This window comes from Streptomyces albireticuli (assembly GCF_002192455.1).
GTDB lineage: Bacteria > Actinomycetota > Actinomycetes > Streptomycetales > Streptomycetaceae > Streptomyces > Streptomyces albireticuli_B.
This window is the reverse complement of sequence record NZ_CP021744.1, coordinates 2693177-2718427: the sequence shown is the minus strand read 5'-3', so window position 1 is coordinate 2718427 and position 25251 is coordinate 2693177. Positions and strand designations below refer to the sequence as shown.

25 protein-coding genes and 1 pseudogene are annotated in these 25251 nt (G+C 71.7%); 12 read left to right on the top strand and 14 right to left on the bottom strand.

The genetic code is table 11. The annotated features are described in order from the left end of the window. Positions 1-67 precede the first annotated feature (67 nt). Positions 68-253, bottom strand: coding sequence for a DUF1737 domain-containing protein (locus SMD11_RS11315; protein WP_087926333.1), 186 nt, complete (start codon positions 251-253; stop codon positions 68-70). Positions 254-373: 120 nt separating this feature from the next. Between SMD11_RS11315 and SMD11_RS37285 the strand changes: the two are divergent. Continuing rightward, positions 374-631 (top strand): annotated as a pseudogene (locus SMD11_RS37285) (HD domain-containing protein); the annotation flags it as partial. A gap of 425 nt (positions 632-1056) precedes the next feature. Here SMD11_RS37285 and SMD11_RS37280 read toward each other — a convergent pair. Next, on the bottom strand, positions 1057-1386 hold the full coding sequence (locus SMD11_RS37280) for a PH domain-containing protein (protein WP_418952518.1): 330 nt from the start codon (positions 1384-1386) through the stop codon (positions 1057-1059). A gap of 357 nt (positions 1387-1743) precedes the next feature. On the opposite strand from SMD11_RS37280, the gene SMD11_RS11300 reads away from it, so the two are divergent. Continuing rightward, complete coding sequence (locus SMD11_RS11300; protein ID WP_159395281.1) at positions 1744-2217, top strand: hypothetical protein; 474 nt, start codon at positions 1744-1746, stop codon at positions 2215-2217. Positions 2218-2236: 19 nt separating this feature from the next. Here SMD11_RS11300 and SMD11_RS37045 read toward each other — a convergent pair whose 3' ends face one another. Both SMD11_RS37045 and SMD11_RS11290 read right to left on the bottom strand, forming a co-directional pair. Then, a complete protein-coding gene (locus SMD11_RS37045) occupies positions 2237-3661 on the bottom strand; it encodes a GNAT family N-acetyltransferase (protein ID WP_324614720.1) in 1425 nt (474 codons plus the stop codon). A 141-nt stretch (positions 3662-3802) separates the two neighbouring features. Continuing rightward, complete coding sequence (locus SMD11_RS11290; RefSeq protein WP_087926329.1) at positions 3803-4570, bottom strand: GntR family transcriptional regulator; 768 nt, start codon at positions 4568-4570, stop codon at positions 3803-3805. Positions 4571-4811: 241 nt separating this feature from the next. On the opposite strand from SMD11_RS11290, the gene SMD11_RS11285 reads away from it, so the two are divergent. The 4 genes from SMD11_RS11285 to SMD11_RS11270 all read left to right on the top strand — a co-directional run bounded on the left by SMD11_RS11285 (position 4812) and on the right by SMD11_RS11270 (position 9518). Continuing rightward, positions 4812-6083: an extracellular solute-binding protein gene (locus SMD11_RS11285; RefSeq protein ID WP_087926328.1), complete on the top strand. Its 1272-nt coding sequence runs from the start codon at positions 4812-4814 to the stop codon at positions 6081-6083. A gap of 139 nt (positions 6084-6222) precedes the next feature. Next, a complete protein-coding gene (locus tag SMD11_RS11280) occupies positions 6223-7200 on the top strand; it encodes a carbohydrate ABC transporter permease (protein WP_087926327.1) in 978 nt (325 codons plus the stop codon). Next, on the top strand, positions 7197-8027 hold the full coding sequence (locus SMD11_RS11275) for a carbohydrate ABC transporter permease (protein WP_087926326.1): 831 nt from the start codon (positions 7197-7199) through the stop codon (positions 8025-8027). The genes SMD11_RS11280 and SMD11_RS11275 overlap by 4 nt, the downstream gene beginning before the upstream one ends. Before the next feature lie 6 nt (positions 8028-8033). Beyond that, a complete protein-coding gene (locus SMD11_RS11270) occupies positions 8034-9518 on the top strand; it encodes a glycoside hydrolase family 3 protein (protein WP_087926325.1) in 1485 nt (494 codons plus the stop codon). 141 nt (positions 9519-9659) lie between these two features. On the opposite strand, the gene nagB is transcribed toward SMD11_RS11270, so the two are convergent. Then, positions 9660-10445: a glucosamine-6-phosphate deaminase gene (nagB, locus tag SMD11_RS11265; protein WP_087926324.1), complete on the bottom strand. Its 786-nt coding sequence runs from the start codon at positions 10443-10445 to the stop codon at positions 9660-9662. A gap of 200 nt (positions 10446-10645) precedes the next feature. Here nagB and SMD11_RS11260 point away from each other — a divergent pair, with 200 nt between their 5' ends. Both SMD11_RS11260 and SMD11_RS11255 read left to right on the top strand, forming a co-directional pair. Then, entirely contained in the window at positions 10646-11695 is a 1050-nt protein-coding gene (locus SMD11_RS11260) for an SIS domain-containing protein (protein WP_234366003.1), read from the top strand. Positions 11696-12401: 706 nt separating this feature from the next. Continuing rightward, the gene (locus tag SMD11_RS11255; protein ID WP_087926323.1) at positions 12402-13871 is read left to right on the top strand and encodes a sensor histidine kinase; all 1470 of its coding nucleotides are present in this window, start codon (positions 12402-12404) and stop codon (positions 13869-13871) included. Positions 13872-14354: 483 nt separating this feature from the next. On the opposite strand, the gene SMD11_RS11250 is transcribed toward SMD11_RS11255, so the two are convergent. Both SMD11_RS11250 and SMD11_RS11245 read right to left on the bottom strand, forming a co-directional pair. Then, on the bottom strand, positions 14355-14612 hold the full coding sequence (locus SMD11_RS11250) for a WhiB family transcriptional regulator (protein ID WP_003953983.1): 258 nt from the start codon (positions 14610-14612) through the stop codon (positions 14355-14357). A gap of 322 nt (positions 14613-14934) precedes the next feature. After that, positions 14935-15903, bottom strand: coding sequence for a diacylglycerol/lipid kinase family protein (locus SMD11_RS11245; RefSeq protein ID WP_087926322.1), 969 nt, complete (start codon positions 15901-15903; stop codon positions 14935-14937). Positions 15904-16051: 148 nt separating this feature from the next. Here SMD11_RS11245 and SMD11_RS11240 point away from each other — a divergent pair, with 148 nt between their 5' ends. Next, positions 16052-16567, top strand: a complete 516-nt coding sequence (locus SMD11_RS11240; protein ID WP_087926321.1) for a hypothetical protein — start codon at positions 16052-16054, stop codon at positions 16565-16567. Between the two features lie 140 nt (positions 16568-16707). Here the strand turns inward: SMD11_RS11240 and SMD11_RS11235 are convergent, their stop codons facing one another. The 4 genes from SMD11_RS11235 to SMD11_RS11220 all read right to left on the bottom strand — a co-directional run bounded on the left by SMD11_RS11235 (position 16708) and on the right by SMD11_RS11220 (position 19220). Next, positions 16708-17643 (bottom strand): RNA polymerase sigma factor SigF, encoded by a 936-nt coding sequence (locus tag SMD11_RS11235; RefSeq protein WP_234366002.1) that lies wholly within the window; start codon positions 17641-17643, stop codon positions 16708-16710. A 16-nt stretch (positions 17644-17659) separates the two neighbouring features. Next, a complete protein-coding gene (locus SMD11_RS11230; protein ID WP_030366270.1) occupies positions 17660-18073 on the bottom strand; it encodes an anti-sigma regulatory factor in 414 nt (137 codons plus the stop codon). Between the two features lie 208 nt (positions 18074-18281). Beyond that, on the bottom strand, positions 18282-18827 hold the full coding sequence (locus SMD11_RS11225) for a GNAT family N-acetyltransferase (protein WP_087926319.1): 546 nt from the start codon (positions 18825-18827) through the stop codon (positions 18282-18284). Between the two features lie 132 nt (positions 18828-18959). Beyond that, positions 18960-19220 (bottom strand): UBP-type zinc finger domain-containing protein, encoded by a 261-nt coding sequence (locus tag SMD11_RS11220; RefSeq protein WP_087926318.1) that lies wholly within the window; start codon positions 19218-19220, stop codon positions 18960-18962. A 40-nt stretch (positions 19221-19260) separates the two neighbouring features. Here SMD11_RS11220 and SMD11_RS11215 point away from each other — a divergent pair, with 40 nt between their 5' ends. Then, complete coding sequence (locus SMD11_RS11215; protein WP_087926317.1) at positions 19261-20859, top strand: Na+/H+ antiporter; 1599 nt, start codon at positions 19261-19263, stop codon at positions 20857-20859. A 224-nt stretch (positions 20860-21083) separates the two neighbouring features. Here the strand turns inward: SMD11_RS11215 and SMD11_RS11210 are convergent, their stop codons facing one another. Together SMD11_RS11210 and SMD11_RS11205 are read right to left on the bottom strand one after the other, a co-directional pair. Then, entirely contained in the window at positions 21084-22121 is a 1038-nt protein-coding gene (locus tag SMD11_RS11210; protein WP_087926316.1) for a 1-aminocyclopropane-1-carboxylate deaminase/D-cysteine desulfhydrase, read from the bottom strand. A gap of 10 nt (positions 22122-22131) precedes the next feature. Continuing rightward, positions 22132-22722 (bottom strand): N-acetylmuramoyl-L-alanine amidase, encoded by a 591-nt coding sequence (locus SMD11_RS11205; RefSeq protein ID WP_087926315.1) that lies wholly within the window; start codon positions 22720-22722, stop codon positions 22132-22134. Between the two features lie 165 nt (positions 22723-22887). Here SMD11_RS11205 and SMD11_RS11200 point away from each other — a divergent pair, with 165 nt between their 5' ends. Both SMD11_RS11200 and SMD11_RS11195 read left to right on the top strand, forming a co-directional pair. Further along, positions 22888-23799 carry a glutaminase gene (locus tag SMD11_RS11200; protein WP_087926314.1) on the top strand — a complete coding sequence of 304 codons (912 nt, stop codon included), beginning with the start codon at positions 22888-22890 and terminating at the stop codon, positions 23797-23799. A 63-nt stretch (positions 23800-23862) separates the two neighbouring features. After that, positions 23863-24084: a hypothetical protein gene (locus tag SMD11_RS11195; RefSeq protein WP_087926313.1), complete on the top strand. Its 222-nt coding sequence runs from the start codon at positions 23863-23865 to the stop codon at positions 24082-24084. 142 nt (positions 24085-24226) lie between these two features. Here SMD11_RS11195 and SMD11_RS11190 read toward each other — a convergent pair whose 3' ends face one another. After that, complete coding sequence (locus SMD11_RS11190; protein WP_087926312.1) at positions 24227-25165, bottom strand: beta-ketoacyl-ACP synthase III; 939 nt, start codon at positions 25163-25165, stop codon at positions 24227-24229. Between the last annotated feature and the right edge of the window lie 86 nt (positions 25166-25251).

Genomic DNA, 25251 nt, shown 5'->3' with positions numbered 1-25251 from the left:
GATCGGGGTTCTGTGCCTTCTCGCGTCACGGCCCGGCCGTGGCGGGCCACCGCCGATCCGAAGGCCGCTACGGCCGTCCCCGCCAGATCAACGCCTGGGCGACGATGACGTTCTCACCATTGAACGTGAGGGCGGGGCCTCCGTGCAGCTCGTAGCCGAGCTCGATCGCTTCGCTCACGCGTCGGCAGAACGCGGCGTCGTCGGAGCCGGTCATGACCCGGTAGACGGGCAATCCGTCTGGTGGTGTGCTCATGAGGAACAGGGTCTCAGCCGGTGGTGCGGGAGGGGAGCCGGATGCCCTGTCGGCCTGGGCCGCGGCGGTGTTTCCCGGCCACTTCCGGAACGTCCCGGGACGTGGGCGAGAATCACCGGCATGAAGATCGACGACCTTGTGATCCCCGAGACCGCCGCCTGTGTCGCCGCGCGCGAAGTGGCCACCGCCTACTGCTCGCCCGCGCTGCTGAACCATTCGATCCGGTCCTACCTGTGGGCCGCCGCGCACGCGAAGGAAGCCGGCATCGCCTTCGACGCGGAACTCCTCTACGTGGCGGCGCTGCTGCACGACATAGGCCTGGTGAAGGAGTTCGACAGCCACAGCGTGTCCTTCGACGAGGCGGGCGGGCATGTGGCCTGGGTGTTCGCGGCGGGGGCCGGGTGGCCCGTGGAGCGGCGGGTGCGGGTGGCCGAGGTGATCGTGCGGCACATGTGGAGCCGGGTGGACGTGGCGGAGGACCCGGAGGGGCACCTACTGGAGTACTCCACCTCCGTGGACATCTCCGGGCGCGGTATCGACGCCATCCCCGCCGGCCTCCGCGCGGAGGTGCTGGACCGCTATCCGCGGCTCGGCCTCAAGGACGAGTTCGTCGCGTGCTTCGAGAGCCAGGCCGAGCGCAAGCCGGACAGCTCCGCGGCGGCCGCGGTGCGCAACGGGATCGCCGCGCGCGTCGCCGCCAACCCCTGGACGCCTGAGCGGCCACGGTGGAGTCGAGTGCCGCCTCTTCTCGGAGTCCGGGCCTTCAGCGGGCCGGCCTACGAGGGGCGGCACGCTCCGACGCGTCAACTCGCGGGCTCGGACCGTTCGGCCCAGGCCTTCCGGCGACGCTTGATCGCGGTCTTGGCCGCCTCCATGGCGGAGTCGAACTCATGGTTCATCGGTGCGGGCAGGCAGAGGCTCTTACCGTTCACCAGGTCCAGCCTGATCCGGTACAGAGGGCCTGCCTTGCGGCCGAGGAGCTCGTCGATCCCCTTGTCCACGTCGACGTACTTGATGTCGTCCCAGGGGATGAACCGGCGCCTCAGCGGGGTCCTGGTGCGTATGCCGTCGGCCTCGACGAACGTGCGCCCGGAGTAGTAGTAGCACCCGGCCAGGGAGAGGGCCGCGATCATGAAGACCCCGATGGACCAGAAGCGCGTTCCCCCGCCGCGCGGTGACTCCGCGCAGCGCCGGCCGAACTCGTCCCAGCCCATGCCGAAGGTGATGAAGCACGGGAAGAGCACGCCGCTGAGGAGAAAGAGGGCGAAGGCCAACCACTGCCACCGGCGGGACACGGCACGAAATTCGATCGTTTGCACGCCCATACCCTACGTTTCAGGCGGATTGCGGAAGCGGCGCGTCAGAACCTGCTGGGTATCACTCGGTCCCGTGCGCGGAGCTTCACCGCCGTATCGGCGGCCGGCCGGCCGGCTCCGGCGCCACGTGGCGTGAATCGAGGGGGACGCGGCGACCCACGCGGGTGTAGACGGATGCCCGACGCATCCATTCCACCCCGTACCGAGGTGATGATGAAGACCACGACATCGCTCGCCGTCCCCCTCGCCGTCGGCCTGGCGCTGACGGCCGCGGCCGTCGCCCCCGCCTCGGCGGCCACCGCACCCCGTACGCACCAGCGGAGCGCCGCCCCCGCCGAGATCGTCCTGGGCAACCAGGACCACAACCGCACGGTCGCCGTGCGGAGCGGGGACGTGATCCAGGTCGAGCTGAAGGGTTCCCGGTCGGCCGGGGGCGTCTGGGCCTGGGACTACCCGGTCTCCTCCGACTTCCAGGTCCTCAGACACACCGGCCGCGGCAAGGACGGGAACGGCAACGCCTCGGGCACCTTCCTGGCCCAGGACAACGGGACCGCCGAGATCAACTCCACCCAGCAGTGCTACCCGGCACCGGACTGGTTCTGCCCCGCCGTCATCCTTCCCTGGAAGGTGACCGTCGTCGTGCGGTGAGCCCCGCGGCCGCCCCGCGTCACGCCCCCGCCGCGTAGCAGTGGACGGTCACCGTCCGGTCCGGGCTCCAGCGCTGCTCGGCCGTGGTGAGGCGGGTCCAGCCCGCGCGTTCGTACAGCGCCGTCGCCGCCGTGTCGGACGCGGCGACGTCGAGGACCGGGTGCAGGGCCCGCCGCCGGGCCTCCTCCGTGGCCGCGGCCAGGAGAAGGGCGCCCGCGCCGTGGCCCCGGGCCGCCGGGGCCACGAACAGCCGGCCGACCACCGCGGCCGCCCCGGGGGCGACGCCCCGGCGCGCGCTCCACACCGCCGCGGCGGTGTCCCCGGCCTCGGCGCGGGACAGGCCGATGTGTCCGGAGACCCGCCCGTCCAGCTCGGCCACCCAGGCCGCGAACAGGGAGGAAGGGGACAGCCAGGCCGCCGGGTCGGCCGGCCAGTCCAGGGGATAGGCGTCCCGCGCGTGGACCCGGGCGAGCGCGTCCACGCAGCCGTCGAGATCGGAGGCGAGGCGGGGGCGGACACGGACGCGGGCGTTCTCTTCGGTCATCCGGGCATGGAAACACGGTCTTCGAGGGCAGGGGTGACCGGCTCCGGCCCACGTCCGGTCCGGACGTTCTTGTCGGCTCCGGGCGTCCTTGCCCTCATCCCTCAGCCACGGGTAGCCCAGCTTCCTCGCGAACTCCGCCGCCCCGCCGCACACCTCCGCCCGTTCCCGCGGATCCCCCGACATGACCTGCGCCGTGAGCCGCTCGGCCTGCCGCTCCGGGGCCTCCTCCGGGGACGGTTCCAGGGAGATGTGCAACGGCATGGTGAACTGGAGCCACGGCTCGTCCCCGTGCTGGAGCCAGAAATAGTCACCGTCGACCCGGGCGCGGCGCGGGTGGTAGAAGTACACGCACAACTCGTCACGCGTGTCCGGCGTGAGGGTCACCCGGTCCAGGTCGCAGTCCCAGCGGTCGAACCAGTCGGGGTGACTCCTGAGCTCCTTCTCCAGGAGTCGCGCCACCGCCTCGGACCGGCTTTCCCAGCTGCGGTCGGCCGCCGCACGGGCGAGTTCCGCGTCGTACTGTGCGGCGTCGAAGCGGATGTCCGGAACGGTCTCGCCGCCGTCACCGGTGTTCCGCCAGTCCGCCCAGACCACCTGGTCCCCCTCGCGCCGGACGGTCACGGTGACGGCACCGCAGCAGGGTGCCCCGCACTCGGGCTCGGCCAGACGGACCTCACGCGGCACCTCCGTGGCCGTCAGCGGGCCCTCGGTGTCCAGCCATGCGCGGGGGCTGCCCGCGAAGCCGTCCGGGAACACCCGCTCCAGCACGTCCTGGCCGTCGATCAGCGGGCGGACCTCCTTGGGGTGGTCCCTGAAGCGGGGGTCGTTCCGGTCGGGGACGAGGAGGCGGAGGGTGAGAGTGCTGGTCGTAGCGGCCGTGCGGGGTGTTTCGTCGGGCATCGGACGATTGTCCCCTATGGGGGTGGGAAGGGGCGGGCGCTTCTCTCCTGCCCGCCCGTTCCTGACCCGGGCCCGGCTTTCGGACGCCGGACGTGCGGGGTCCTGCCGGTGATCGAGGACACCGCGCGCAGCGCGGTTACGTCACTCCGCCGGCCGCCTGAGCCGCGCCACGAACTTGTACCGGTCCCCCCGGTACACCGAACGCACCCATTCCACCGGCTCCCCCTGCGCGTCCAGGGAGTGGCGGGAGAGCATCAGCATCGGCAGCCCCACGTCCGTGCCCAGGAGGCCGGCCTCGCGGGGGGTGGCCAGGGACGTCTCGATGGTCTCCTCGGCCTCGGCCAGGCGGACGTCGTAGACCTCGGCCAGGGCGGTGTAGAGCGAGGTGTACTTGACCAGGCTGCGGCGCAGGGCCGGGAAGCGCTTCGCCGACAGGTGGGTCGTCTCGATCGCCATCGGCTCGCCGCTCGCGAGCCGGAGGCGCTCGATGCGCAGGACCCGGCCGCCCGCCGCGATGTCGAGGAGCGAGGAGAGCCGGTCGTCGGCCGTGACGTAGCCGATGTCGAGGAGCTGGGAGGTCGGCTCCAGGCCCTGGGCCCGCATGTCCTCCGTGTAGGAGGTCAGTTGCAGCGCCTGCGAGACCTTGGGTTTCGCGACGAATGTCCCCTTGCCCTGGATACGCTCCAGACGTCCCTCGACCACCAGCTCCTGAAGGGCCTGACGAACAGTCGTGCGAGAGGTGTCGAACTCCGCGGCGAGGGTGCGCTCCGGTGGCACGGGGGTGCCGGGAGGCATGGTTTCGGTCATGTCCAGCAAGTGGCGTTTGAGGCGGTAGTACTTGGGAACACGCGCGGTCCGCGCGCCGCCCGACGCGCTGCCGCTCTCCGCCGTACCGCCCTCGGTCACCATGGTGTGCCTTCCCGACTCCGATCCTGCTGCTGTCACCGGCTCCTCCGTCTGTCGCGGTCACATGGTGGCACGGGCAGAGCCCGAGGGGCCCGGAGATGCCCAGGTCGAGCTTGAGGTGTCGGTCCGGTAACGGAGCCGACAGCGACTCTTATACACCCTTGACACCCCAAAAGGTCTAGGCCAAGCTGCGGGCACTGGTCTAAACCATTAAAGACCACATTCGGTCCTTGAGGAGAGTGCTGTGAAGCGAGGGCTCATAGCGGCGACGGGTGTCGCGGCCATGTTGGTGAGTGTTGCTGCCTGTGGGTCCAGCGACAGTGACAAGGGATCGGGCGACTCCGGCGACAAGGCCAAGAGCCTCACGGTCTGGTTCATGGACGGCTCGAACCCGGCGGGCTGGACGAAATCGGTGCAGGCCGAGTTCGAACAGAAGACCGGCGCGAAGCTGAATATCCAGGTCCAGAAATGGGACGGAATTCAGCAGAAGCTCACCACCGCGCTTTCCGAGTCCAACCCGCCGGACGTCATCGAGGTCGGCAACACCCAGACCCCCTCCTACGCCCAGACCGGCGGCCTCGCCGAGCTCGGCGACCTCAAGAAGGAGATCGGCGGGGACTGGACCGAATCCCTCAACAAGCCGGCCGTCTTCGAGAGCAAGCAGTACGCCGCCCCCTGGTACGCCGCCAGCCGCGTCGTCATCTACAACAAGAAGGTCTGGGCGGACGCCGGCGTCAAGGAGACGCCCAAGACCCGCGCCGAATTCTTCAAGGCCCTTGAGGCCATCGAGAAGAAGGGCGAGGCCGAGCCGCTCTACCTGCCCGGCCAGAACTGGTACTTCTTCGACGGACTCACCATCGGCACCGGTGCCGACCTGGTGAAGAAGGACGGCAAGAAGTACGTCTCCAACCTCGCCGACCCCAAGGTCGCCAAGGCCATGGACATCTACAAGCAGTACCAGGCCTTCAGCAAGGCGCCCAAGGACAAGGACGAGGCCACCCCGCAGCAGGCCGACGTCTTCGCCAAGGGCAAGACCGGCGCCTTCATCGGCATGGGCTGGGAGGCCGCCACCGCGATCAAGGCGAACCCGGCCATCGAGAAGGAGATCGGCTACTTCACCATCCCCGGTGAGACCGCCGGCAAGCCCGAGGGTGTCTTCCTCGGCGGCTCCAACCTCGCCGTCGCGACGGGCAGCAAGAAGCAGGAACTCGCCAAGGAGTTCCTGAAGATCGCGCTGTCCGACAAGAACGAGAGCGCGCTGGCCAAGGAGGTCGGCTCGCTGCCCAACAAGGAGTCCCTGCTCGCCAGCGTCAAGGGCAACCCGGCCGCCGAGGCCGCGGCCCCGGCCGCCAAGGGCGGTGGCACCACGCCGCTGATCCCCGAGTGGGCCCCGGTCGAGAACGCGCCGAACCCGATCAAGGCGTACATGACGGCCGTCCTCAACGGGAAGTCCCCGGAGGAAGCCGCCAAGCAGGTCGAGGGCGACATGAACAAGCGCCTCAGCCAGAAGCAGTGAACCCACCGGTGACAGCCCACCGGTGACCGATCGGTGACCGACGGGGCCGTACGACCCGGCCCCGTCGCTCGGCGCGTCACCACCGCGCACCACCGCGTACCACAGCAATACCGTTCGACAGGGGAGAAGGCGGACGACGATGTCAGCGCAGATCGAAGAGGTGGCGGCGGATCCCGCCCCCCGGATCGGCAAAGGCGGCGCCCCGCCGCCCCGCGACGCCAAGGGGCGGGTCTCCCAGGGCGTTCCGTACCTCCTGATCCTCCCCGCCGCCGCGGCCACGGTGCTGCTGCTCGGCTGGACGCTGGTGAAGAACGGCATGCTGTCGTTCCAGAACCTCAACCCGCGCCAGCTGATCCAGCACGTCACCGAGTGGAACGGCGTCGACAACTACACCGAGGCGCTCGGCAGTTCCGACTTCTGGAGCGTCGCCGGCCGGTCGGTCGTCTTCACCGCCGCCAACGTCGTCCTGATCATGACGGCCGGCTGTCTGATCGGCCTGCTGCTCGCCCGTCTCGGCAGCAAGACGCGGCTGCTGCTCCTGCTCGGCCTCGTCCTCGCCTGGGCCATGCCCGTCGTCGCCGCGACCACTGTCTTCCAGTGGCTCTTCGCCCAGCGGTTCGGCGTCGTCAACTACCTGCTGGACTCGCTCGGCTGGCACTCGATGGCCGACTACAACTGGACCAGCGGGCAGTTCTCCACCTTCTTCGTGATCACCGTGCTGATCGTGTGGCAGTCGGTCCCCTTCGTGGCGATCAACCTCTACGCGGCCACGACCACGATCCCCAAGGAGCTCTACGAGGCCGCCTCGCTGGACGGCGCCGGCCCCTGGAAGCAGTTCACCTCGGTGACCTTCCCCTTCCTCAAGCCGTTCTTCCTCGCCACGACGTTCCTCGAAGTCATCTGGGTCTTCAAGTCGTTCACCCAGGTCTTCGCGATCAACGAGGGCGGGCCCGACCGGCTCACCGAGACGCTGCCCGTCTACGCGTTCGTCGAGGGCATGGGCAACCAGCACTTCGGCATGGGCGCCGCGATCTCCATCCTCACCATTGTCATCCTGCTGGCCCTGACGGCGTACTACCTGCGCCTTGTCCTCAAGCAAGAGGAGGACGAGCTGTGAAGCGCTCCTTGCTCGGCCGTGCCTGGCCCGGAACGGCCGCGGTCGTTCTCTTCGCCGTCTTCGCCTTCCCCGTCTACTGGATGTTCGCCACGGCCTTCAAGGCCAACAAGGACATCGTCAGCGACACCCCCACCTGGTTCCCCACGAGCCCCACCTTCGAGCACTTCTCCAAGGCCGTGGACGCCGACGGCTTCTGGACCCTGGTGGGCAACTCCCTCACCGTCACGCTGGTCGCCGTCGCCCTGTCGCTCGTCATCGCGCTCCTCGCGTCCTTCGCCGTCGCCCGCATGCGCTTCAAGGGCCGCAAGAGCTTCATCCTCGTGATGATGATGGCCCAGATGGCCCCCTGGGAGGTCATGGTCATCGCGTACTACATGATCGTGCGCGACGCCGAGATGCTGAACAGCCTCCTGCCGCTCATCGCCATCTACACCGTGATGGTGCTGCCCTTCACCGTCCTGACGCTGCGCGGCTACGTCGCCGCCGTGCCGAAGGAGCTGGAGGAGTCCGCGATGGTCGACGGGTGCACCCGCACCCAGGCCTTCATCAAGGTGATCTTCCCGCTGCTGGCGCCCGGCCTGATGGCCACCTCGCTCTTCGGCTTCATCACCGTCTGGAACGAGTTCCCGATGGTCCTGATCCTCAACAAGGACCCCGCCTCGCAGACGCTGCCGCTCTGGCTCACCAGCTTCCGCACCACCTTCGGCGACGACTGGGGCGCCACGATGGCCGCCTCCTCGCTCTTCGCCGTGCCCATCCTGATCCTCTTCGTCATCCTCCAGCGCAAGGCGGTCGGCGGTCTCACGTCCGGCGCGGTGAAGGGCTAATACTCCATGGACACGCTCACCCGGGACGCCCTGACGGTCCTCCAGCCCGGCTTCGAGGGCACCGACGCCCCCGACTGGCTGCTGAGGAGGGTCGGCGAAGGGCTCGCCTCCGTCGGCCTCTTCGGCCGGAACATCGCCTCACCCGAGCAGCTCGCCGCGCTCACGGCGCGGCTGCGCGCCGAGCGGCCGGACGTCCTCGTGGCCATCGACGAGGAGGGCGGTGACGTCACCCGCCTGGAGGTCCGCACCGGCTCCTCCTTCCCCGGCAACCTCGCCCTCGGCACGGTCGACGACACCGAGCTGACCCGCGCCGTCGCCCGGGAGCTCGGCCGCCGCCTCGCCGCCTGCGGCGTCAACCTCAACTGGGCGCCCTCCGCCGACGTCAACTCCGACCCGGACAACCCGGTCATCGGCGTACGGTCCTTCGGCGCCGACCCGCGCCTGGTCGCCCGGCACACCGCCGCCTATGTCGAGGGCCTCCAGTCCGCCGGCGTCGCCGCCTGCACCAAGCACTTCCCCGGGCACGGCGACACCGCCGTCGACTCCCACCACGACATGCCGCGCATCGACGCGGACCTCGCCACGCTGCACGCCCGCGAGCTGGTGCCCTTCCGCGCCGCCGTGGCGGCCGGCACCCGGGCCGTGATGAGCGCGCACATCCTGCTGCCCGCCCTGGACCCGGCCCTGCCCGCGACCCTCAGCCCGACCGCCCTGCACGGGCTGCTGCGCGCCCCCGTCACCGAGGGCGGCCTCGGCTTCGACGGCCTGATCGTCACCGACGGCATGGAGATGCGGGCCATCGCGGGCACCTACGGGATCGAGCGCGGCAGCGTCATGGCCCTGGCCGCGGGCGCCGACGCCATCTGCGTCGGCGGCGGACTGGCCGACGCGGAGACCGTGCTGGGGCTGCGGGACGCACTGGTCTCCGCCGTCCGCGCGGGCGAGCTCGCCGAGGAGCGGCTCGCCGACGCGGCCGAGCGGGTGCGCGCCCTGGCGCGCTGGACCTCGGAGGCGGGCGCGGCGCAGGAGGGGACCGCGCCCGCCCCCGAGGTGGGACTCGCCGCGGCCCGCCGAGCCCTGCGGATCACGGCCGCCGTGCCCTACGAGCCGCCCACGCGCCCCGTGCACGTGGCCGCCTTCACGCCCGTCGCCAACATCGCCGTCGGCGACGAGACCCCGTGGGGCGTCGGGGCCGAGCTGGCCCGGCTGCTGCCGGGCACCACGACCGGTACGTACGGCAGCGACGAGGCCGGCGCCGAGCGGGTGCTCCGGGACGCGGCGGACCGCCGGGTCGTCGCGGTCGTCCGCGACGCGCACCGCCACCCGTGGATGGCCAAGGCGCTCGACGCGCTGCTGGCCGCCCGGCCGGACACGGTGGTGGTCGAGATGGGCCTGAACGTCGCGCCTCCGGCGGGGGCGCTGCATGTGGCTACCCATGGGGCGGCCCGGGTTTGCGGCGTGGCCGCGGCGGAGGTCATAGCGGGGGCGTAGTTTCCCCTTGGGTACGCGAACGCCGGACGGGCTGGAAGATCCAGCCCGTCCGGCGTTCGAGGACGCGCCCGGAGGGCGCTCCCGCCGCAGGCGGCGAACCGGCCCGCGCCCGGGGAGCGACGAACTCCTGGCAGCGGGCGCCTACAGCCCCTGCCAGGCCGGCTTGTTCGCGTAGGTGTGGCGGAAGTAGTCCGCCAGCTTCAGCTTGGACGCCGCCGCCTCGTCCACCACGACCGTCGCGTGCGGGTGGAGCTGGAGCGCCGACGCGGGCACCAGCGCGGAGACCGGGCCCTCGACCGTCTGCGCCACGGCGTCGGCCTTGCCCTCGCCGGTGGCCAGCAGCACCAGGTGGCGGGCCTCCAGGATGGTGCCGATGCCCTGGGTGATGACGTGGTGCGGCACCTGGTCGATGTCGCCCTCGAAGAAGCGGGCGTTGTCGACGCGGGTCTGCTCGGTCAGCGTCTTGATCCGGGTGCGGGAGGCGAGCGAGGAGCACGGCTCGTTGAAGCCGATGTGCCCGTCGGTGCCGATGCCCAGCAGCTGGAGGTCCACGCCGCCGGCCTCCGGCAGCGCGCGGTCGTACGCCTCGCACGCGGCCTGGACGTCCTCGGCGGTGCCGTCGGGGCCCATGAAGGAGGACTCGGTCAGGCCGAGCGGCTCGACGACCTCGCGCAGCACCACCGAGCGGTAGGACTCCGGGTGGTCGGCGGGCAGGCCGACGTACTCGTCGAGCTGGCAGATGCGGGCGCGCGAGGCGTCCACGGCGCCCGCGCGGACCTTGGCGGTCAGCGCCTCGTAGATGGGCAGCGGGGTAGAGCCGGTGGCCACGCCCAGCAGGGCGTCGGGCTTGCGGCGCAGCAAGGCGGCCATGGCCTCCGCGATGAGCTCGCCGCCTGCCTTGGCGTCCGGGACGATGACAACTTCCACGACGGGCCTGCCGATCTGGAGAGTGGAGGAAACTCTTATGGGTGGTATAGACCAATCTAGCAGAGGGGGCGCCGCGGGCACGGCGGGCCGCCGGCTGGCGGGCCCGCGGGAACCCGTGGTCGACTGAAAGGGCTCCACGCGGCCGGGGACGGGCGCCGCCCGGCCCGTTCCGCGAGACCCGCCGGCGGGAGGCACGCAGGATGACTCGCGAGAAGCCGGGCCGGATGATGTCCGGCGAGATGGCCGAGCAGCCCGCCGTGCTGCGCCGGATCCTCGACGAGGGCGCCCCGGCGGTCCGCCGGACCGCCGGACGGATCGCCGCGCGGCACCCCCGCTTCGTCCTGCTGACCGCCCGGGGCAGCTCCGACAACGCCGCCCTCTACGCCAAATACCTCCTGGAAGTGCGGCTCGGCAAGCCCTGCGGCATGGCGTCCATGTCCACCATCACCGCCTACGGGGCCCGGCCGGACCTCACCGACGTGCTGGCGATCACCGTCAGCCAGTCCGGCGGCTCGCCCGACCTGGTCGCCTCCACCCGGGCCGCCCGCGAGGCCGGCGCGATCACCGTCGCGGTCACCAACAACGCGGACTCCCCGCTCGCGGCGGTCGCCGAGCACCACATCGACATGCTCGCCGGCCCGGAGAAGGCGCTCCCGGCGACCAAGACGTACACCGCCTCGCTGCTGACCCTCCACCTCTTCGTCATGGGGCTGGCCGGAGGCGACGGCGCCGAGGCGCGCGAGCTGCCCGGCCTCGCCGAACGGATCCTCGCGCGCGGCGCCGAGGTCAAGCGGCTCGCCGCGCGCTACCGCTTCGCCGAGCGCATGGTCCTCACCTCGCGCGGCTACGGCTTCCCGACGGCCCAGGAGGCGGCGCTGAAGCTGATGGAGACGAGCTACATCCCCGCCCTCTCCTACTCCGGCGCGGACCTGCTGCACGGGCCGCTCGCCATGGTCGACAACATCTCGCCCGTCATCGCGATCGTCCCCGACGGGCGCGGCGGGGAGGCGCTCCAGCCGGTGCTGGAACGGCTGCGCGGCCGGGGCGCGGATCTCTGCGTGGTGGGGAGCGAGGGGGAGGTGGCGGGGGCGTCGGCGGGGTTCGCGCTGCCGACGGCGGGGGTGCCGGAGGATCTCCAGCCGGTGCTGGAGATCCTGCCGCTCCAGATGCTGGCGTACGAGGTCGCGATCGCGCGGGGGCAGGATCCGGACGCGCCGCGGGCTCTGGCGAAGGTGACGGAGACGCGGTGACGGTGCGGGTGCGGTGCGGGTGCCGGTGCGCGGGGCTTTGTCCCCTGCCCGCCCCTTCCCACTGCATCCGATGTGCGGCTCCGCCGCGTGGCGGGGGCGGGCCCCCGGCCCCCTTTTCCGTGCTGCCGCGCGGTGGTCTCAAGCTCCCCCCAGCTACCGCTGGGAGGTGCCCCCAGCCGGGCTGGATCTTGCCCCTGTCCGAGGCCGGCTTTCCGCTGCGCCGGAGACCGCGTCCCTTGCCCATGGTCGGGTTTTCCTGCCCGGTTCCGGGCGACAACTCAGCCCGTCTGGGGGCACCTCCCAGCGATAGCTGGGGGAGATTGAGGACCGGGGTCCGGGGCGGAGCCCCGATCAGGGAGAGAAGGGCAACTCGAAGCCGGCCCGAAGCGCGCGGCCACTTCGGGCCGCGGCGCCAGACCCGGGACCCTCGACCCGGTTCGGCACCGCAGCCCGGAGCCGCCATCGGCCCGCCGGGACCGTGGGGTGTGCGGACCCCGCGGCCGGAGAGGCCGACCTGAGGCCGGGCGCGATCAGGGCAGAGAGCGCCGGGCCCCGCTCCGCCCTCCTGTGCGGGGAAGGCGGACGCTTTGCTCTTTCATTGTGGACTAGACCATTTGGCTCTGTCCATGCCTGTGCGGCCGGCAGGTGGACGAAATGCCGCCGTCGCCCGGCCGGCGGCCACGGGTAGGCTCACAGCGTGCCCTCCATGAACGACCTCGTACGCCAGCACACCGCCCTGGGCGACTCCGACCTGGAGTGGCTGCACCTGCTGGTCTCGGAGTGGCAGTTGCTCTCCGACCTGTCCTTCGCCGACCTCGTCCTGTGGGTGCCCACCCTCGACGGCACCCGCTATGTCTCGGTCGCCCAGATGCGTCCGAACACGGGCCCGACGTCCTATCAGGACGACATGGTCGGCCACCTCGTGCCGCGCGGCCGCCGGCCGATGCTCGACGCCGCCCTCGACGAGGGCCGGATCGTCCGGGAGGGCGACCCCGAGTGGCGGGAGGAGGTCCCGGTCAGGGTGGAGTCGATCCCCGTGCGCCGGGAGGGCCGGGTGCTCGGCGTGATCGCCCGCAACACCAACCTGCTGACCGTCCGGACGCCCAGCCGGCTGGAGCTCACCTACCTCCAGAGCGCCTCCGACCTCGCCCAGATGATCGCCAACGGCGCCTTCCCGTTCCCCGGTCAACAAGTCGACATGGACGCGTCGCCGCGCGCCGGCGACGGCCTGATCAGGCTCGACGCGGACGGCATCGTCCAGTACGCCAGCCCCAACGCGCTCTCGGCCTACCACCGTCTCGGCCTCGCCGCCGACCTCGTCGGGCATCATCTGGGCGAGACCACCGCTCAGTTGGCGCCCTCGCGCGGACCCGTGGACGAGTCGCTGGCCAAGCTCGCCAGCGGCTGGGCGCCCCGGGAGTTCGAGGTCGAGGCCAGTGACGGGGTCATCCAGCTCCGGGCGATTCCCCTCAAACCCAAGGGAAACCACATCGGTTCGCTCGTACTGCTGCGCGACGTCACCGAACTGCGTCGCCGCGAGCGAGAGTTGATCACCAAGGACGCCACCATCCGGGAGATCCACCACCGGGTGAAGAACAATCTCCAGACGGTGGCCGCCCTGCTGCGCCTCCAGGCCCGCAGGATCGGTTCGGCCGAGGGCCGCGAGGCGCTGGAGGAGGCGGTCCGCCGGGTCGGCTCGATCGCGATCGTCCATGAGACGCTCTCGCAGAATCTGGACGAGCGGGTCGAATTCGACGAGATCGCCGACCGGGTGCTCGCCATGGTCGCCGAGATCTCCCCCGGCCGGGTGGCCGGCCGGCGTACGGGCCGCTTCGGCATCCTGGACGCCGAGGTGGCGACACCGCTGTCGATGGTCCTGACCGAGCTGCTCCAGAACGCCATGGAACACGGCTTCGGCCCGGGGGAGCAGGGCACGGTCGAGGTCACCGCGGTGCGCAGCGGCACCCGGGCCGAGTCCCGGCTGCTGATCTCCGTGCAGGACGACGGCCGCGGGCTGCCGGAGGGCTTCGACCCGCAGCGTGCGGGCAATCTGGGGCTTCAGATCGTCCGGACGTTGGTGGAGGGGGAGATGGGCGGGACGTTCGACATGGTGCCGGCGGCTGGGCGGGGTACGCGGGTGGTGTTGGACATCCCGGTGCGGGCGGAGAAGGGGTGAGGTTCGGGGTGGGTGCGGGTGCGGGTGCGGGTGCGGTGGTGCGCCTGCGGCGGGCCTTTCCCCACCCCGCCCCTTCCCGAACCGGGGCTCCGCCCCGGACCCCGGTCCTCAAACGCCGGACGGGCTGAGTGGTTGCCCGGAACCGGGCAAGAAAGCCGCCCCGGCACAGCGGAAAGCCGGCCTCGGGCAGGGGCAATCCAGCCCGGCTGGGGGCACCTCCCAGCGGTAGCTGGGGGAGTGTGAGGCCACCGCGCGTCAGCGCGGAACCGGGGGCTTGCCCCCGCCACGCGGCGGAGCCGTACATCGGATGCAGAGGGAAGGGGCGGGGCTGGGGAAAAAGCCCCCACCGTCACCCCCGGACGCACTGAGCCCCGGACCCATCCGGATCCGGGGCTCAAAGCATGTATGGGGCACAACCCAGTGTGACCTGGGAGCGCGTCCGGGGGTACTGCGCGCTGCGGCTCGGGGGCCGAGGGGCGTCGATCAGGCGCTGGCGTTGCGCGCCCGGTTGCGAGCGGCGCGGCGCTTCATGGCGCGGCGCTCGTCCTCGCTGAGGCCACCCCAGACGCCGGAGTCCTGGCCGGACTCGAGCGCCCACTGCAGGCACTGCTCCATCACGGGGCAGCGACGGCAGACGGCCTTGGCTTCCTCGATCTGCAGCAGCGCAGGACCGGTGTTGCCGATGGGGAAGAACAGCTCGGGGTCTTCCTCGCGGCAAACGGCGTTGTGACGCCAGTCCATGGCTGCTCCATCTCCTCGTTATTGCGGCTACGTTGCTTGTGAATGTGAACGCTTTCACGAATCCCCCCGCAAGGGAAGGGCCGACGCCCAGTCAGGAAACTGGTGCGGTCCAGAGAAAAAGGGAGGGGGTTCGGGCTGAGTCGGTGGGCCGGATAGGCGGCCGTCCCGATCGCCATGAAGAGACTCGCAAACCTCGGCTGCGGATACAACCCCTTCTGGAAAGTTTTTTTTGATTCCTCGGTGTCGGCTAGGTCACAGCCGTACTTCCAGGGGGTGCAACCCAGTCTAAACGTTCGAGTGGAAGGACTTTAGCCCCTACCACTCACACAATCACACGCAGTGCACGGCGTACGCCTGTGAACGTCACGCTCGTACGCAGCCCGAGGTGGTCGCCGTCCATCTGGAAGGGCAAAGGAGCCTGCGAATGCAAGGTGAAGGCAGTCTGGTCGTGCAGCGACACGACGTGCTTTCCACGGGGTCCGCGCTCGGGTGTGGACGTCAACAGCTGGGTGACGTGCCGGCTCGCCGTCGCCGTGGACAGCTTGGTGAATCCCAGCACGTCAAGGGCGGTGTCGAAGGATGCCTGCGGTGAGGCGTAGACCGGGCGGTTGCCCAGGTACGTCCACGGCGCGGTGTTGCAGATTATCGACATGACGAGATTCTCGAGTGGCTCGTCGCCCGGTCGTTCGAGGGTGATCGTGCCGTGCCGGCGGTGCGATTCCTTGAAGAATTGGCGCATCACCTGTCGCACATACAGAGCGTGCGTCGAACGCTTGCCGCGCTCGCGCTGCTGCTCCACCCGGCCGATCACGCTCGCGTCGAATCCGAAGCCCGCGCAGAACGTGAACCAGCGGGACGGAACGCCCTCGTCCTCCGTGCCGGGCGAGCCGGCGGCGAGCCCGAGGCCCACCGTGCGCTCGGTGCCGTCGCGCAGCGCGTCGAGCAGCGCGCCCGTGGCCTCCACCACATCGTTGGGCAGGCCCAGGGCGCGGGCGAAGACATTGGTGGAGCCGCCGGGCACCACGGCCAGCCGGGGCAGGCCCTCCGGATCGGGGCCGGCGTGCAGCAGGCCGTTGACGACCTCGTTGACGGTGCCGTCCCCGCCGAGCGCGACCACGAGCTCGGTGTTGCCGTCCTCGGCCGCCCGCCGGGCGATGTCCCGGGCGTGACCCCGGTACTCGGTGGTGGCGACCTCCAGCTTCAGGTCGCTGGCGAGGGCGTGCGCCAGGACATCACGGGTACGGGCACTGGTGGTGGTGGCCGAAGGATTGACCACGAGAAGCGCACGCATGCGCGCCAGCCTACCTACCTGTCGGTACACGACCCATCCCCGGCCCGCCTTCCCGCCGCCTTCCCCGGCCCCCGCCGAGGGGCCGCCGACGCCCGCCGGGCCTCTCGCGACCGGCCCCCGGCGTTCCCCCTGCGGCTACCCTGCTGGGGTGAGCAGCAAGCAGTCCGCGTCGAAGACCCCCCGTAAGAGCGCCGCCCGGAAGGGTGCCGGCGCAGGCACCGGCCGCCCCGCGGGCCAGGGCGCGCCCGCCGGGCAGGCCGGGCCCGAGGGCCCGCGCCCCACCCGGCTGACGGTGGCGGCGGCGCTGTCCGGCCTGGAGGGTGTGGCGCTCGTCGCATCCGGGATCTACCTGCTGGTGATGGGGCTGCTGGGGAAGCCCGACAGCCCGCAGCAGGCGGAGACGGGCGGCCTGACCGTGCTGGCGCTGGCCGTGCTGCCGCTGGTGGCGGCGCGCGGCCTGTGGCTGCGGCGGCGCTGGAGCCGAGGGCCCGCGATGGTCACCCAGATCATGGCGCTGCCGGTCGCCTGGACGCTGGCCAACGCCGGGGGCGCGCTGATGATCACGGCGGGTGTGACGCTCGCGCTGGTGGCCATGGGCGCCCTGGCGCTGGTGGTGAACCCGACGGCGACCGAGGCGCTCGGCATCACACCGCGCGACGTCTGACCCCGCGGCGCCCCTGCCGGGCGGGGCCGCGGCACACCTCCGCGGGAGCCGGGGCCGCGCGGCCCCGCGACGCGGGGCGTCGCGGGATGCTCCCGCGCCGGGGACCGTACGCACCGCGGGATCCGTACGCGCCCCCGCGGTCACTCCTCGATGAGCAGCCGGTCCCGCAGCTGGGCGAGGGTGCGGGCGAGCAGCCGGGAGACGTGCATCTGGGAGATGCCGACCTCCTGGGCGATCTGCGACTGGGTCATGTTGCCGAAGAAGCGGAGCAGCAGGATCTTCTTCTCGCGCGGCGGGAGGTCCTCCAGCAGAGGCTTGAGGGACTCGCGGTACTCCACGCCCTCCAGCGCCTCGTCCTCGGCGCCGAGGGTGTCCGCGACGGCGGGGGACTCGTCGTCCGTGTCGGGCACGTCCAGCGAGAGGGTGCTGTAGGCGTTGGCGGACTCCAGGCCCTCCAGGACCTCCTCCTCCGAGATCCCCAGCTGCTCGGCCAGCTCATGGACGGTGGGCGCCCGGCCGTGCCGCTGGGAGAGCTCGGCGGTGGCCGTGGTCAGCGCCAGCCGCAGCTCCTGGAGGCGGCGCGGCACCCGCACCGCCCAGCCCTTGTCGCGGAAGTGCCGCTTGATCTCCCCGACCACCGTCGGCGTGGCGTAGGTGGAGAACTCCACGCCGCGGTCCGGGTCGAACCGGTCCACCGACTTGATCAGGCCGATGGTGGCGACCTGGGTGAGGTCGTCCAGCGGCTCACCGCGGTTGCGGAAGCGGCGCGCGAGGTGCTCCACCAGGGGCAGGTGCATCCGCACCAGGTGGTTGCGCAGCTCGGCGCGCTCGGGCGAGCCGTCCGGAAGCGTCCGCAGCTCGATGAACAGGGCCCGGGCACCACTGCGGTCGTTCGCATGGGGGTGCTGGTGCCACTGTTGTTGCTGGTGCTGATCCATGTGGTCCGCCCGCTCTGGTGGGTCGCTCGCCTCGCCCGGCTCCGGGTTCACCGGATCACCCGGATCCTCCGGGCGCGGCCGGGCAGGCTGCTGCGGGATGGCCGGGGTACGCACTCCCCGCGACGATGCAGTACTCACGGAGCCCCCTCTTCCGTCACGGCTGTCCGGGGCCGGCGCCGCGCTTCTTGTGCAGGCTGATGCTGACCGTGCGGTCGTCCGCGACGGTCGAGTCGACCTCACCGGCCAGGGCGGAGAGCACCGTCCAGGCGAAGGTGTCGCGCTCGGGTGCGCGGCCGTCCGTGGTGGGCGCCGAGACGGTCACCCGGAGCGCGTCGCCCACCAGGCGGAAGACGCAGCTGAGGACGGAGCCGGGCACGGCCTGTTGCAGAAGGATCGCGCACGCCTCGTCCACGGCGATGCGCAAGTCCTCGATCTCGTCGAGGGTGAAGTCCAAGCGGGCCGCGAGGCCGGCAGTCGCCGTCCGCAGCACCGACAGGTAGGCACCCGCAGCGGGCAGCCGGACTTCCACGAAGTCCTGGGTCCCGGGCTCGCCTGCGATTGGGGACACCCTCACCTCCAAGGTGGCACAAGCTTCTTGAGCTGTTACGAGCACCGGCACCGTGCTTCTGGGTGCCCTCCGGCGGAGGGCGGCGCGGTCCGGTGCGGCACATGGTTCGGCTGCGACGCTATCGCGATCCGAGGTTCCGTGGAGCAGCACCGCCACTGTCACTCATGGTAAACCCATGAGCACGGACAGTGCCTAGGGCCTTGCGGTCTCAATTCGAAAGAGCGGTCGCCCTGTTGGGATTTTCGTCACTCTGCGCGAGCGCCGCAAGAGTGCGGAGCGGTTCTCCGGACATCCGTTGCACCGTCCATTCGTTCATCGGCTCGGCACCGAGCGACTTGTAGAACGCGATCGAGGGGGCGTTCCAGTCCAGCACTGACCATTCGAAACGCTGATAGCCACGGTCGACGCAGATCCTGGCGAGCTCGGCGAGGAGCGCCTTGCCGAGCCCGGTGCCGCGGGCCCGCGGCCGGACGTAGAGGTCCTCCAGATAGATACCGTGCGTACCCGTCCAGGTGGAGAAGTTGCGGAACCAGAGCGCGAAGCCGAGTGGTTCACCCGCCGCCGCACCGCCGTCACCGGCGGATCCGTCACTCTCCGCTATCAGGGCGAAGATCGCCGGGTGCTCGCCGAACAGCGCTTCGCGCAGCTGCTCCTCGGTCGTCCGCACGTCCTCCAGCGCCCGTTCGTAGTCCGCCAGTTCGCGGATCATCACATGGATCTCGGGGACGTCGTCGGGCGTGGCGGGTCGGATCATGTCTGCATGCTAGCGGTCACCGGTGACAGTACCCCGGCGGCCGAGGGGCCACCCCCGCCGCCGGGCCGGGCGTCCGGGCGCCGGCCGGGCGACCGGTCCGACGGCAGGTCAGGCGGCCGGTCGGGCGGCCGCTCAGACGATCCGCCGGTCCACGTAGCACCAGCGCCAGCTCTGCCCCGGCTCGTAGCTGCGCATCACCGCGTGCCCCGACTCCTCGAAGTGCCCCGTGGCGTGCCGGAAGGGCGAGGAGTCGCAGCACCCCACGTGCCCGCACACCAGGCACAGCCGCAGCTGCACCGGGTGGCTGCCCGCCGCCTCGCACTCGGGGCAGGTGGCGTGCAGCGCCACCGGCTCGGGGCGCGGCAGCTCGGGAACGTGGGGGCATTCGCTCATGATTGCCAGATTAGAACTGAACCGAGACGGGTGGGGACCCATGGACGTAATGCCACTGCTGATGCTGGTCGCGGTCAGTGCCGCGATCGCCGGCGCGGCGCGGCGCACCCCCGTGCCCGCGCCCCTGCTGCTGGTCGCCGCCGGGCTCGTCGCCTCCTACGTGCCGGGGGTGCCGGACTACACCCTCGACCCGGCCATCGTGCTCCCCCTGCTGCTGCCGCCCCTGCTGCACACGGCCGCGCTCGACAGCTCGTACCTCGACCTCCGGGCCAACCTCCGGCCGGTCGCCCTGCTCTCCGTCGGCTACGTCCTCTTCGCGACGCTCGCCGTCGGCTATGTCGCCTATCTGGTGGTGCCCGGCCTGCCGCTGACCGCCGCGCTGGTGCTCGGCGCCGTGGTCGCGCCGCCGGACGCCGTCGCCGCCACGGCCATCGCGCGCCGCCTCGGGCTGCCCTCCCGGATCACCACGATCCTCCAGGGCGAGTCGCTGGTGAACGACGCGACCGCCATCACCGCCTTCAAGGTCGCGCTCGCCGCGGCCGTGGGCGAGGGCGCGACCTGGGGCGAGGGCCTGCGGGAGTTCGCGGTCGCCTCGGTCGGCGGGATCGCCGTCGGGCTGGTCCTCATGGTGCCGCTGCACTGGCTGCGCAAGCGGCTGCGCGAGCCGCTCCTCCAGAACACCCTCTCGCTCCTCATCCCCTTCTTCGCCTACGCCGCCGCCGAGCAGGTCGAGGCCTCCGGCGTGCTCGCCGTCGTGGTCGTCGGCCTCTTCCTCGGGCACCACGCCTGGCAGGTCGACTTCGCCACCCGGCTCCAGGAGGCGGCCGTGTGGCGGATGGTCGCCTTCGTCCTGGAATCCGCGGTCTTCGCGCTCATCGGGCTGCAACTGCCGGTGGTGCTGCGGGGCCTGGGCCAGTACGGGCTGGGGGAGACCGCCCTCTGGTACGCCTCCGCGGTCTTCGCCGCCGTCGTGGCCGCCCGTTTCGTCTGGGTCTATCCCGCGACCTTCCTGCCGCGCGTGTTCTCGCCGCGGATCCGTGAGCGGGAGACCGACACGACGTGGCAGGGCGTGTTCGTCGTTGGCTGGGCGGGCATGCGCGGTGTCGTCTCGCTCGCCATCGCCTTCTCCATCCCCGTCACCACGCACAGCGGCGAGCCGTTCCCCGCGCGCAACCTGGTCCTCTTCCTCACCTTCAGCACCGTGATCGGCACGCTGGTCGTCCAGGGGCTCACCCTGCCGCCGCTGATCCGCCGGCTGCGGCTGCCCGCCCGCGACCGGGCCGCCGAGACCCTCGCCGAGGCGCAGGCCCAGAGCGAGGCGTCCGTCGCCGCCGAGCGCCGCCTCGACGAACTCCTCGCCGACGGGAGCGCGTCCCTGCCGCAGCCCCTGGCCGACCGCCTCCGCACGGTCATGGAACGGCGCCGCAACGCGGTGTGGGAGCGGCTCGGGGCGGTCGACGAGACGACGGGGGAGTCGGCGGACGACACGTACCGGCGGCTGGCGAGGGAGATGATCGGGGCGGAGCGGGAGGTGTTCGTGTCGCTGCGGGACGCGCGGCGGATCGACGACGAGATGCTGCGGACGTTGTTGCGGCGGCTGGATCTGGAGGAGGCGGCGGCGTACCGGGAGGAGGAGTGAGGGTGGGTGCGGGTGCGGGTGCGGGTGCGGGTGGGGGTGCCGCTGCGCGGGGCCTTTCCCCAGCCCCGCCCCTTCCCGAACCGGGGCTCCGCCCCGGACCCCGGTCCTCGAACTCCCCCGGCTACCGCTGGGAGGTGCCCCCAGACGGGCTGAAATTCAGCCCGGCCGGCGTTTGAGGCCACCGCGCGTCAGCGCGGCCGGGGGCCCGGGGGCTTGCCCCCGGTTCAGGGAAGGGGCGGGGTGGGGGAAGAGCCCGCCGCGGGCGTCCGCCCCGGCGGCTCCGCCGGCTCCGCCGCCCCCGTCACCACCGCCGCCACCGTCGTACCCCTCGCGAACGCCCCCGCCTCCGTCAGCGTCGTCAGGCCGTGCAGCGCCTTCGCCACGTACAGCCGCTCCAGCGGCAACCCGTGCCGGGCCGTGAAGTCGTCCGCGAAGGCGTCCAGCTCGGGCGTGGTCCGGGCGTAGCCGCCCGCGTGGAAGCGCTCGTCCAGCCGCCAGTCGCCGCGCCGGCCGCCGAACGCCTCGGTCTGGAGGCGTTCGACCTCCTGGCCGAGGAAGCCGCCCTTGAGCACGGGGAAGCCGAGTGCCCGCTGGCCCTCGCCCAGCCCGGCCGCGAGTCCGGCGAGCGTGCCGCCGGTGCCGCAGGCCACGCCCACGACGTCCGCCATCCCGCGCAGTTCGAGGCCGAGCTCGGCGCAGCCCTGCGCGGCGGCGGCGTTGGAACCGCCCTCGGGCACGACGAAGCAGGGGCCGCCGGCCTCCGCGAGCAGGGCGGCCAGCACCTCCGGTTCCGTCTTGCGCCGGTACGTCGCGCGGCTGACGAAGACCAGCCGCATGCCGTCCGCCGCGCAGCGCGCCAGCGAGGGGTTGAGCGGCCGGTCCGCGAGCTCGTCGCCGCGCACGACGCCGACGGTCGCGAAGCCGAGCAGCCGGCCGGCGGCGGCGGTGGCCCGCAGGTGGTTGGAGTACGCGCCGCCGAAGGTCAGCAGCGTGCGGTGACCGGACGCCGCCGCGGCCCGCAGGTTCGGCGCCAGCTTGCGCCATTTGTTGCCCGGCAGGTCCGGATGTATCAGGTCGTCCCGCTTGAGCAGCAGCCGTACGCCGCGCCGCGCGAACCGCTCGTCCGCCAGCTCCACGAGCGGGGACGGCAGCCGCGGCCGCAGCGCGGCGAGCCCGGACGCGCCGCCGGCGTCGGCGGTACCGGCGCCACCGGCGGCACCGACGGCATCAGGCTCGCGCTCGGCGGGGAGGTCGCTGGTCATCCGCCTATTGTCACTTGAGTCGCTCACGGACCCGTTCGCGCAGCCGTTCCATGGAGAAGCCGACCGGGTCGCTCTTCCCCGGCCGCCATTCCAGATGGCCGATCACGGACCGCTCGGTCCAGCCGTGGTGCCGGCAGATCGCGGCCGCCACCTGCTCGGCGGCCAGCAGCTGCTCGGCCGGCCACGGGTCCTCGCCGTTCCCGAGGTTGACGCACTCGAAGCCGTAGAAGTGGACGTTGCCGTCGGTGTCCGCCCAGCGGACGGGTGGCAGCCGCTTCTCGGCGATCACCGCGCGGAGAACGTCGCTGTCGCCCGCCCCCGCGTGGTTGGTGCGCCCGCAGCCGACCAGGTGGATCCTGCCGTCCTTGGCGATCACGCCGTGGCAGAGCGGGCCGGGCAGCCGGTCGTAGCCGTTCCAGCAGAGGCGGACGGTGCTGTCGGTGCCCGAGGAGGCCGTGTGGTGGATCATGACGCCGTTCACCGGGCCCCAGGGGCCGTGGCCCGCGCGGTGGTGATTGCGCCATCCGTCGACCTCGACGACGGTGGCTCCCTCGCGTCTGAGCGCGGCGAGGAACTCGTTCGCGGACATGGGTGGGGCCATGCCGCCCTCCTTGGGAATGCGTATGACGTACGCCGGACGCGTAAGCCGAATGACCCCCTTCTACCCAAAAGTTCGCAGGTGGGCCGGGCGTTCGGATATCGTGCGAGCCGATCCGGCCTCCGGCCGAAAATCCCATCGTCGACACGGAAGCGCGAGACTCGGACAGTGGACTACCAGGCCGTTCTCGAAGAGGTCGCCGCGTTCGCGCGCCCACTGGTGGGCCGTGGCCAGGTGGCCGATTACATCCCCGCGCTGGCCGGGGTGGACACGGGACGCTTCGGGATGGCCGTCGTCGACATCGACGGCGGGGTGTACGGCGTGGGCGACTGGGAACACCCGTTCTCCGTGCAGTCGATCTCCAAGGCGTTCAGCCTCGCGCTCGTCCTCGCGGAGGGGGGCGGGCGGATCTGGGAGCGGGTCGGAACAGAACCGTCCGGAAATCCCTTCAACTCCCTGGTGCAACTCGAATACGAGAACGGCATCCCCCGTAACCCCTTCATCAACGCGGGCGCCCTCGTCGTCACCGACCGGCTCCAGACCCTGACCGGCGACGCCAGCACCACCATGCTGGAGTTCCTGCGCGCGGAGAGCGGCAACCCGGACGTCTCCTTCGACGCGGCCGTCGCGGCCTCCGAGACCGAGCACGGCGACCGCAACGCCGCCCTGGCCCACTTCATGGCCAGCTACGGCAACCTCGACAACCCCGTCCCCACGGTCCTGGAGCACTACTTCTGGCAGTGCTCCATCGAGATGAGCTGCCGCGACCTCGCCCTGGCCGGCGGGTTCCTGGCCCGCCACGGCCTGCGCGCCGACGGCACCCGGCTGCTGCCGCGCCGCGAGGCCAAGCAGATCAACGCGGTCATGCTCACCTGCGGCACGTACGACGCCGCCGGCGACTTCGCCTACCGGGTCGGCCTGCCGGGCAAGAGCGGGGTGGGCGGCGGCATCGTCGCCGTCATACCGGGCCGCTGCACGCTGTGCGTGTGGAGCCCCGGCCTGGACACGCGGGGGAACTCGGTGGCGGGTGTGGCCGCGCTGGACCACTTCACGACCCTGACGGGCTGGTCGGTGTTCTGACCCGCCCGGTGCGGTGGCGGGGCGCGGCCCCGTCCCTCATCGTGGACGAGGAGGTGCCGAGCCATGGAGCACGAGCTTCGCGCGGAGTACGCGGACGGGTTCTCGCCGGAGGACGCGGACGCGGTCGTCAAGACGTGGCATGTCGTCCGGCAGGAGGGGACGACCGGGATGTGCGGGCGGGAGCTTTCGCCGGGGGCGGCGACGCGGTCCGCGGACGACTGGGGGAAGGGTGGGGTGCCGATCTGCCATTCGTGCGGGGCGCTGTTCCTGCGGGAGTCGCCGTAGGGGCGGATCTTTCCCCTACCCACCCCTTCCCGATACCGGGGAGATCCCCGGGCCCCCTTCCGCGCTGACGCGCGGTGGCCTCAAACGCCGGCCGGGCTGAACAAGGGCGGGGCCGGGGAACAAAGCCCCGCAGGGCCGCCCCCTACGGGCAGCGGATGACCTGGCCCGCGTACGACAGGTTGCCGCCGAAGCCGAACAGCAGGACCGGCGCGCCGTGCGGGATCTCACCGCGGGCGACCAGCTTCGACAGGGCCAGCGGGATGCTCGCCGCCGACGTGTTGCCCGACTCCGTCACGTCCGTGGCGACGATCGCGTTCACCGCGCCCAGCTTCCGCGCCACCGGCTCGATGATCCGCAGGTTCGCCTGGTGCAGGACGACCGCCGCGAGCTCCTCCGGCGCGACGCCGGCCCGCTCGCAGACCTGGCGGGCGATCGGCGGGAGCTGGGTCGTGGCCCAGCGGTAGACGGACTGGCCCTCCTGGGCGAAGCGGGACGGGGTGCCCTCGATCCGGACGGCGTGGCCCATGCCGGGCACCGAGCCCCACACGACCGGGCCGATGCCGGGCTCGTCCGAGGCCGTGACGACGGCGGCGCCGGCGCCGTCACCGACCAGGACACAGGTGGTGCGGTCGGTCCAGTCGGCGACCGAGGTGAACTTCTCCACGCCGATGACCAGCGCGTTCCGCGCGGCGCCGGCCCGGATCGCGTGGTCGGCGGAGGCCAGCGCGTGGGTGAAGCCGGAGCAGACGACGTTGACGTCCATCGTGGCGGGCGCGCCCAGCCCCAGCGCGGCGGCGACCCGCGCGGCCGTGTTCGGGCTGCGGTCGTCCGCGGTGCAGGTGGCGACGAGGACGAGGTCGATGGCGTCCGCCGCCAGGCCACTGTTCGCGAGCGCCTTGCCGGCGGCCTCGGTGGCCATCGAGGCGACCGTCTCATCCGGCTCGGCGACGCGGCGGGTGCGGATGCCGACGCGGGAGCGGATCCACTCGTCGCTGGTGTCCACCATGGCGGCCAGCTCGTCGTTGGTCAGCACTCTGGCGGGCTGGTAGTGGCCGAGGGCGAGTACGCGGGACCCGGTCATCGGCGGTTCCTCCTGCGCGGGCGGGCAAGCTGGTACGGGAACCAACAGTCTCGACGGTACTCGTGTCGTACGGGGTATGTGATCCG